Consider the following 6,509-nt stretch of genomic DNA (forward strand, 5'->3'; position numbering starts at 1 on the left):
CCGCGCCTAGACATTGCTCAGCCCTTCAGGCGTGCGCCCGTAGATATCGGCGTGGCGGGCGATGGCGAAGCGGTCGGTCATGCCCGCGATGTAGTCGGCGATGTGCCGGCTGCGGTCGGGCTCGATGCGCGGCATGGTGTCGATCCAGCTTTCCTCCATCAGCACCGGCTCTTGCGAATAGGCAGAATAGAGCTCCGCCAGCAGGGCCCTGGCGCGCTTGGCCGTCTCCAGCTGCTCGGGATGGTAGTAGAGCTTGTCGTACATGAAGCGCTTGAAGGCGCGCTCCGCCTCCGCCATGGCGGGCGAGAACGAGACCAGCGCCCGCCCCGCCGCGCGCACTTCCGCCACGCTGCCGACGCCGGCCAGGTTCTTCTGCGTCTGCGCCACCAGGTCGTTGACCATGACGCCGATCTGGCTGCGGATCAGCTCGGCGAGCTTGCGATCTAGCTCGGCATGCGGATAGCGACGCTCCACCTCTCGCCACCGCTCGGCGACGAACGGATGTACCAGCAGTTCGTCCAGATCGAGGAAACCGGCGCGCAGGCCGTCGTCGATGTCATGGTTGTCATAGGCGATATCGTCGGAAAGCGCCGCCACCTGCGCTTCGAGCGAGGCATGGGTACCAAGATCCAGCTCGTAGGCTGCGTCGAGCTCCGTCAGTGCCCAGTTGGGCTGCGCCACCGGGCCGTTGTGCTTGGCCAATCCCTCCAGCGTTTCCCAGGTCAGGTTGAGGCCATCGTGCTCGCAATAGGGGCTGTCCAGCCGCATCAGGGTGCGCAGCGTGTGGGCGTTATGGTCGAAGCCGCCCGCCTTGTGGAGCGCAGCGTCCAGCGCGTCCTCGCCCGCATGCCCGAAAGGGGGGTGGCCGATGTCGTGGGCCAGCGCGAGCGCCTCGGTCAGATCCTCGTCGAGCCCGAGAATGCGCGCGATCACCCGCGCGATCTGCGCCACTTCCAGGCTATGGGTCAGCCGGACCCGGTAATGGTCGCCGTCCGGCGCGACGAACACCTGCGTCTTGTAGCGCAGGCGGCGAAAGGCGATCGAGTGGATGATCCGGTCGCGGTCCCGCTGGTAGGGGCTACGCGCGCCGCGGGCCAGGCCGTTTTCGATCGCGAACTCGCGGCCCCGCGATTGCGAAGGATGGGACGCATAGCAAGCTAGGGTCAAGCGCTGCAGACTCCGATGGTGGCGACGGATGTCGCCAGCGCCACCCCCTTAGCGAGCCCCTCCGCAACAGAACAAGACCGCACGTGTTTTCCGCCAGGCGGCGCAAGCTCCTCCGCCGACTGACGCAGAGTCTGCAGGGAGCGAGGACGACGGCGGAAACTGTGGAGAGACTCGCGAGAAGGTCAGGAGGCGATCAGACCCACGACGACGGCGACGATCGCGATGCAGATGCCCGTGCCCCAGGTGGCGGCCTTGATGAAGCCGTTGTAGGTTGCGGTGGCAGCCTTCATGTCATTACCAGAAGCCATATCTTCAAACCCCCAAACACTGTTGCTTTGCTGCCGCCGCTCTAGACCGGTGCAGCGGCGCGCTCAAGGTGGAACCGGGCGATAGAAACGCAGCGCGGGTCCGTGCTGGCCTATTATCAGGCTTAATACCGTCTTTACCTGACCGGCTTAGGCTGGCGGCGAAATTAGGAGGCGATCTCGAACGGCAACACCATGGCGGAACTTGACCAACGCCTCCTCATGCTCATCGATGACGAGCCGGCACAGAGCCGTCTCATCTCGGCGCTCGCCGCCCGGGAAGGCTGGCGAACGTTGATCGTGCGCGATGCGGAGACCGCGATCGCCACGCTGGGCACGCGCTCGGGGATGCAGCTCTCCGCCATCATCCTCGACCAGTGGGTTCCGGGCGACGATGCCTGCGCGCTGATCGCCGAGCTCAAGGCGCGCCGTCCCGCGCTGCCGATCCTGATGCTGACCGCCAGCACCTCGCCCCTGCTGGCCGTCGAAGCGATGCGCGCCGGGGCTACCGACTACCTGGTGAAGCCCGTCGCACCCGACCGCCTGATGCACGCGTTGCGCTCGGCCACGACCCGCGAAGCGCCGCGAGACGAGCTCGCGCCACTCACCGAGAAGATGCCGTCCAACCCCGACTTCGAATCTATGATCGGGGCGGCTCCCAACTTCCGCAAGGCGCTTGCGGTCGCGGCAAAGGCGGCGCGCGGCCACGCGCCCGTGCTGATCGAAGGGGAGAGCGGAACGGGCAAGGAGATGCTCATCCGCGCGATGCACGCTGCAAGTCCGCGGGCCAGGATGCCGCTGCGCATCATCAACATCGGCGGCGTCCCGGCGAATTCGGTCGAGTCGGCCCTGTTCGGGCATGAGAAAGGCGCCTTTCCCGGCGCCTTCGACAGGCAGATCGGCGCACTCCAGCACTGCGACGGCGCGACGCTGGCTCTCGACGAGATCGACCGGCTCCCGATATCGGTTCAAGAACGCCTGCTGGAAGCGATCCGCAAGGGCGACTGTCGACCGATTGGCGCGCGACACTCCTTCCGCATCGACGTGCGGGTCATCGCGGCCAGCAACCTTCCGCTCGCGGACATGGCCGACCAGGGACATTTCCTGCCCGAACTTCTGGCGGCGATCTCGCCCACCAAGGTCCACTTGCCGCCGTTGCGCGAGCGCGCCGCGGACATCCCGACGCTGACGCGCTTCTTCCTCGCCCGCATCGGCGAGCAGCCGGGACTGCGCGAACTGGGCATCACCGAAGGTGCGCTTTCGCTTCTCGCCGCCTATGACTGGCCCGGAAACGTGCGGCAGCTCCAGGCCGTGTTGTTTCGAGCCGCCGTCTTCTGCGATGGCGACGCGCTGACCTCCGACGATTTTCCGCAGCTTCTCAGCATCCTCGGCACAGGCTCGTCCCCGGTCGCCGGCAATCCCATGCAGGAGAGCTCGGGCGTCATGCTCTACACGGCGGACGGTAACCTGCGGCCGCTGGAGGAGATCGAGGCTGACGTCATTCGCCTCGCCATCGGCCTGTATCGCGGCCGCATGACCGAAGTCGCGCGCCGCCTCGGGATCGGCCGCTCGACTTTGTATCGAAAGCTCAGCGAGTTGGGCATCGACAACGCCGCCTGAGCCGTCCAGACACCTGTTCGGGAGGAGGACAGGCATGGACGTGATCGACCGGCTTGCTGCCATCGAAGAGATCAGGCAGCTGAAGGCGCGCTACTTTCGCGGCGTGGACGACCGCGATGCGGCGCTCGTCCGCTCGATCCTCGCCGAAGACTGCGTGCTGGACTACCGGGGCTGCTGCACCGATCCGGCAACGGGTGTGGATCACTTCCCGGCCATGAACACGGTGATGAAAGGTCGCGAGGCATGGGCGGATGCGCCGCCATCGCAAGGTCCGCACCTCGTGACGGTCCACCAGGGTCACGATCCGGACATCACCATCGAGAGCGCCGGCACCGCACGCGGCATCTGGGCTTTCACCGATCGCCTGTTCCTGCCCCCCGGCGGTCCCTTCTCTCGCCTCACGGGGTGGGGGCGCTACCACGAGACGTACGTCAATCGCGGCGACGGGTGGCGGATTCTCACGACCCGGATCGAGCGCTTGCGGGTGGAGGTTGAGTGACATGGCGATGGATTTCGATGGGCGTACCGCACTGATCACGGGAGCGGCCTCCGGGATCGGCGCGGCGGTGGCACGCTGGCTCGACGAACGAGGCATTGCCCGCCTGGTGCTGGTGGACAGCGATGCCGCGGTCCTCGCGCGGCTGGAGTTGCGGACTCCATGCCGCCGCGTGGCAGGCGACGTGCGTGACGAACAGCTATGGGCGGAGCTCGAGGCGTCTGAGCCAGGGCTCGACCACGCGGTGCTGAATGCCGGCATAGCCGATGGATGCCCGATTGTTTCGCTCGACTATGCGGATTGGCGCGCAATGCTGTCGGTCAATCTTGACGGCATGTTCCTGTCCTTGCGCGCTGCGCTCAGGCTGATGACCCGCTCGGGCGAAACACGCGGTCGCAGCGCCGTGCTCACCAGCTCGGCCGCGGGTGTCAAGCCGGTGCCGATGACGGCGGCCTACGGAAGCAGCAAGGCCGCAGTCGCACACCTCGCTCGCGTGGCCGCGGCGGAGCATGCGGCGCAGGGAATCCGCGTGAACGCCGTCGCCCCGGGGCGGGTGGACACTCCCATCTGGACCAAGAACGCGCATTTTCAGACGATGGTGGATGAACTTGGCAGCCGGCAAGCGGCACTCGACACGCTGGCCCAGGAGTCGACGCCGCTCGGGCGCTTCGCCAGTGCCGAGGAGATGGCCGGGCAGATCGGCTTTCTGCTGTCCGACGCGGCCTGGAACGTGACCGGTACCGTCCTGGTGAGCGACGGCGGCAACAGCCTTTAAACCCTCGGGTTACTCGAAGTCCTGGCGCATCCGGAGCTCCCCCGTAATGCCGGTAGCGAGGACGAAGTTGCCGAGGTACAGCAGCGGCCAGGCGATCGACGCGACGACGGACGGCGCCGCTCCGAGCGTTGCAATTTCCAGCACCACGCCAGCGACGATCACGGCCGCCCCCAGCCCCACCCGGCCCCGGGGAAAGGTGCTGATCCACGCTCCCGCCGTCATGCCGCCCAGAGCAAGGCCCAGGAACACCGGGACGCTCACGCCGGCGCGATCTGCGGCAAAGAAGCAGAGCAACGGCGTGCCCAGGACCAGGGCCAGCGCCGAAGCACGCCGGCTGCTGTCCACCACGGCGCGGCGGTGAGCCATGAACAGGCCCAACCCGATCAGATAGGCGAGCAGCAGCAGGTTGAGCCCGATGAGCGGCGCCGTCTCGATCAGCGCCCCGCCGATGCCCTGAAGCGCCAGCATCGCTGCGAGAGAGCGGGTATCATTGCCCTTGTGGCGCAGCGCCGCATAGACGCCGAGCAGCAGCAGCGGCAACGCCTGCAGCGCGATCAGGTACAGCCCTGGGACCGCGCTGTCCTGTAGCCAGAGCCACGCGAGGGCGCAGGCGAGGCTCGCCACCAGCCAGGGCCTGCGTTCTATCAGCGCGCGTCTGGGCATTCGGTGGTCTCCTCTCGGCCAGCATGCCCCTATGGCAGGTGCACCAGCCCTTTTCCATGGCGTCGAGACAAGCTAGGCCGCCGTCATGCATACCCCTTCCCCAACCCACGATATTCACGTCATCGGCGGCGGCCTGGCGGGCAGCGAGGCGGCCTGGCAGCTCGCGCGCCGGGGCTTCCGTGTGCGCCTTTCCGAAATGCGCGGCACCGGCGAGCGCAGTCCTGCCCACCAGGGCGATGGGCTGGCCGAGCTGGTCTGTTCCAACTCTTTTCGCTCCGACGACGACGAGAAGAATGCCGTCGGCCTGCTCCACCACGAGATGCGCCGCTGCGAGTCGCTGATCATGGCCGCGGCGGCCACGGCCCAGGTCCCCGCGGGCTCTGCGCTGGCGGTGGACCGCGACGTGTTCTCCGCAGAAGTGGAAGCCCGCCTCGCGGCTCTGCCCAACGTCGAGATCGTGCGAGAGCGTGTGGATGCGCTTCCGGAGAGCGGGCCGACGATCGTCGCCACCGGCCCGCTCACCGCGGAAGCCCTCGCCGGCTCGATCGGCCGCGCCACGGGCGCGGACAGCCTGGCCTTCTTCGATGCGATCGCACCGATCGTCTACCGCGACACGATCGACATGGACGTGTGTTGGATGGCCTCGCGGTGGGACAAGGGTGAGACCAAGGACTACATCAACTGCCCCATGGACAAGGAGCAGTACCTCGCCTTCCATGCCGGGCTCGTCGGGGGCGAGAAGACGGCGTTCAAGGAGTGGGAGGAGAACACGCCCTACTTCGACGGCTGCATGCCCATCGAGGTCATGGCCGAGCGCGGGGTCGACACGCTGCGCTTCGGGCCGATGAAGCCGGTGGGCCTCGACAATCCGCGGACGGGGCGCTGGCCCTACGCCGTCGTCCAGCTGCGTCAGGACAACAAGCTCGGGACGCTGTGGAACATGGTCGGCTTTCAGACCAAGCTCAAGCATGCCGAACAGGTCCGCCTGTTCCGCACGATACCAGGCCTCGAACAGGCCGAGTTCGCGCGCCTCGGCGGCTTGCATCGCAACACCTTCCTCAATTCGCCCGTGCTGCTGGACCGCACCTTGCGGCTGAAGACCGCACCGCACGTCCGCTTCGCAGGTCAGATCACCGGCTGCGAGGGTTATGTCGAGAGCGCGGCCGTGGGGCTTCTGGCGGGGATGATGGCGAGCGCTGAGCTGGCGGGGCGCGTATGGCAGGCGCCGCCGCGCACCACCGCGATGGGCGCCCTGCTCTCGCACATCACGGGCGATGCCGAGGCTGAGACCTACCAGCCCATGAACGTCAACTTCGGCCTGTTCCCGCCGCTGCACGAGGTGAAGAAGAAGCAGCGCAAGGAGGCGTACACGGCGCGCGCCAAGGACGATATCGCACCCTGGCTGACCGCGCTCGGCTGACAAACCGCGCCTAGAGCGTGATCGTCTTAGGCTGAAGCATAGCCGCTGTTTCTGAGATAGTTT

The 6,509-nt window shown here is 67.0% G+C and carries 7 protein-coding genes; 4 read left to right on the forward strand and 3 right to left on the reverse strand.

Annotated features, from left to right (window positions below; all coding sequences use genetic code 11):
* Positions 1–6: 6 nt before the first annotated feature.
* Both ACFFJC_RS03935 and ACFFJC_RS03940 read right to left on the reverse strand, forming a co-directional pair.
* Positions 7–1,167, reverse strand: coding sequence for a deoxyguanosinetriphosphate triphosphohydrolase (locus ACFFJC_RS03935; RefSeq protein WP_379486175.1), 1,161 nt, complete (start codon positions 1,165–1,167; stop codon positions 7–9).
* A gap of 182 nt (positions 1,168–1,349) precedes the next feature.
* Positions 1,350–1,475 carry an aa3-type cytochrome c oxidase subunit IV gene (locus tag ACFFJC_RS03940; RefSeq protein ID WP_379486176.1) on the reverse strand — a complete coding sequence of 42 codons (126 nt, stop codon included), beginning with the start codon at positions 1,473–1,475 and terminating at the stop codon, positions 1,350–1,352.
* 192 nt (positions 1,476–1,667) lie between these two features.
* On the opposite strand from ACFFJC_RS03940, the gene ACFFJC_RS03945 reads away from it, so the two are divergent.
* The 3 genes from ACFFJC_RS03945 to ACFFJC_RS03955 are packed head-to-tail and all read left to right on the forward strand — an operon-like array spanning position 1,668 to position 4,363.
* A complete protein-coding gene (locus ACFFJC_RS03945; protein ID WP_379486177.1) occupies positions 1,668–3,092 on the forward strand; it encodes a sigma-54-dependent transcriptional regulator in 1,425 nt (474 codons plus the stop codon).
* A gap of 34 nt (positions 3,093–3,126) precedes the next feature.
* A complete protein-coding gene (locus ACFFJC_RS03950; protein ID WP_379486178.1) occupies positions 3,127–3,591 on the forward strand; it encodes a nuclear transport factor 2 family protein in 465 nt (154 codons plus the stop codon).
* Position 3,592: 1 nt separating this feature from the next.
* Positions 3,593–4,363, forward strand: a complete 771-nt coding sequence (locus ACFFJC_RS03955; protein ID WP_379486179.1) for an SDR family NAD(P)-dependent oxidoreductase — start codon at positions 3,593–3,595, stop codon at positions 4,361–4,363.
* A gap of 9 nt (positions 4,364–4,372) precedes the next feature.
* On the opposite strand, the gene ACFFJC_RS03960 is transcribed toward ACFFJC_RS03955, so the two are convergent.
* Positions 4,373–5,026: a hypothetical protein gene (locus tag ACFFJC_RS03960; RefSeq protein ID WP_379486180.1), complete on the reverse strand. Its 654-nt coding sequence runs from the start codon at positions 5,024–5,026 to the stop codon at positions 4,373–4,375.
* 85 nt (positions 5,027–5,111) lie between these two features.
* Here ACFFJC_RS03960 and trmFO point away from each other — a divergent pair, with 85 nt between their 5' ends.
* Positions 5,112–6,446, forward strand: coding sequence for a methylenetetrahydrofolate--tRNA-(uracil(54)-C(5))-methyltransferase (FADH(2)-oxidizing) TrmFO (trmFO, locus tag ACFFJC_RS03965; RefSeq protein ID WP_379486181.1), 1,335 nt, complete (start codon positions 5,112–5,114; stop codon positions 6,444–6,446).
* Positions 6,447–6,509 lie beyond the last annotated feature (63 nt).

Origin of the sequence: Novosphingobium soli, assembly GCF_042432915.1 — a bacterium.
Classification (GTDB): Bacteria; Pseudomonadota; Alphaproteobacteria; order Sphingomonadales; family Sphingomonadaceae; genus Novosphingobium; species Novosphingobium soli.

Excerpts from the sequence above, each read along its gene's own strand:
- ACFFJC_RS03945 (WP_379486177.1), top strand. The coding sequence starts at position 1,668 with ATGGCGGAACTTGACCAACGCCTCCTCATGCTCATCGATGACGAGCCG.
- ACFFJC_RS03955 (WP_379486179.1), top strand. The coding sequence starts at position 3,593 with ATGGCGATGGATTTCGATGGGCGTACCGCACTGATCACGGGAGCGGCC.
- ACFFJC_RS03960 (WP_379486180.1), bottom strand. The coding sequence starts at position 5,026 with ATGCCCAGACGCGCGCTGATAGAACGCAGGCCCTGGCTGGTGGCGAGC.
- trmFO (WP_379486181.1), top strand. The coding sequence starts at position 5,112 with ATGCATACCCCTTCCCCAACCCACGATATTCACGTCATCGGCGGCGGC.
- ACFFJC_RS03940 (WP_379486176.1), bottom strand. The coding sequence starts at position 1,475 with ATGGCTTCTGGTAATGACATGAAGGCTGCCACCGCAACCTACAACGGC.
- ACFFJC_RS03950 (WP_379486178.1), top strand. The coding sequence starts at position 3,127 with ATGGACGTGATCGACCGGCTTGCTGCCATCGAAGAGATCAGGCAGCTG.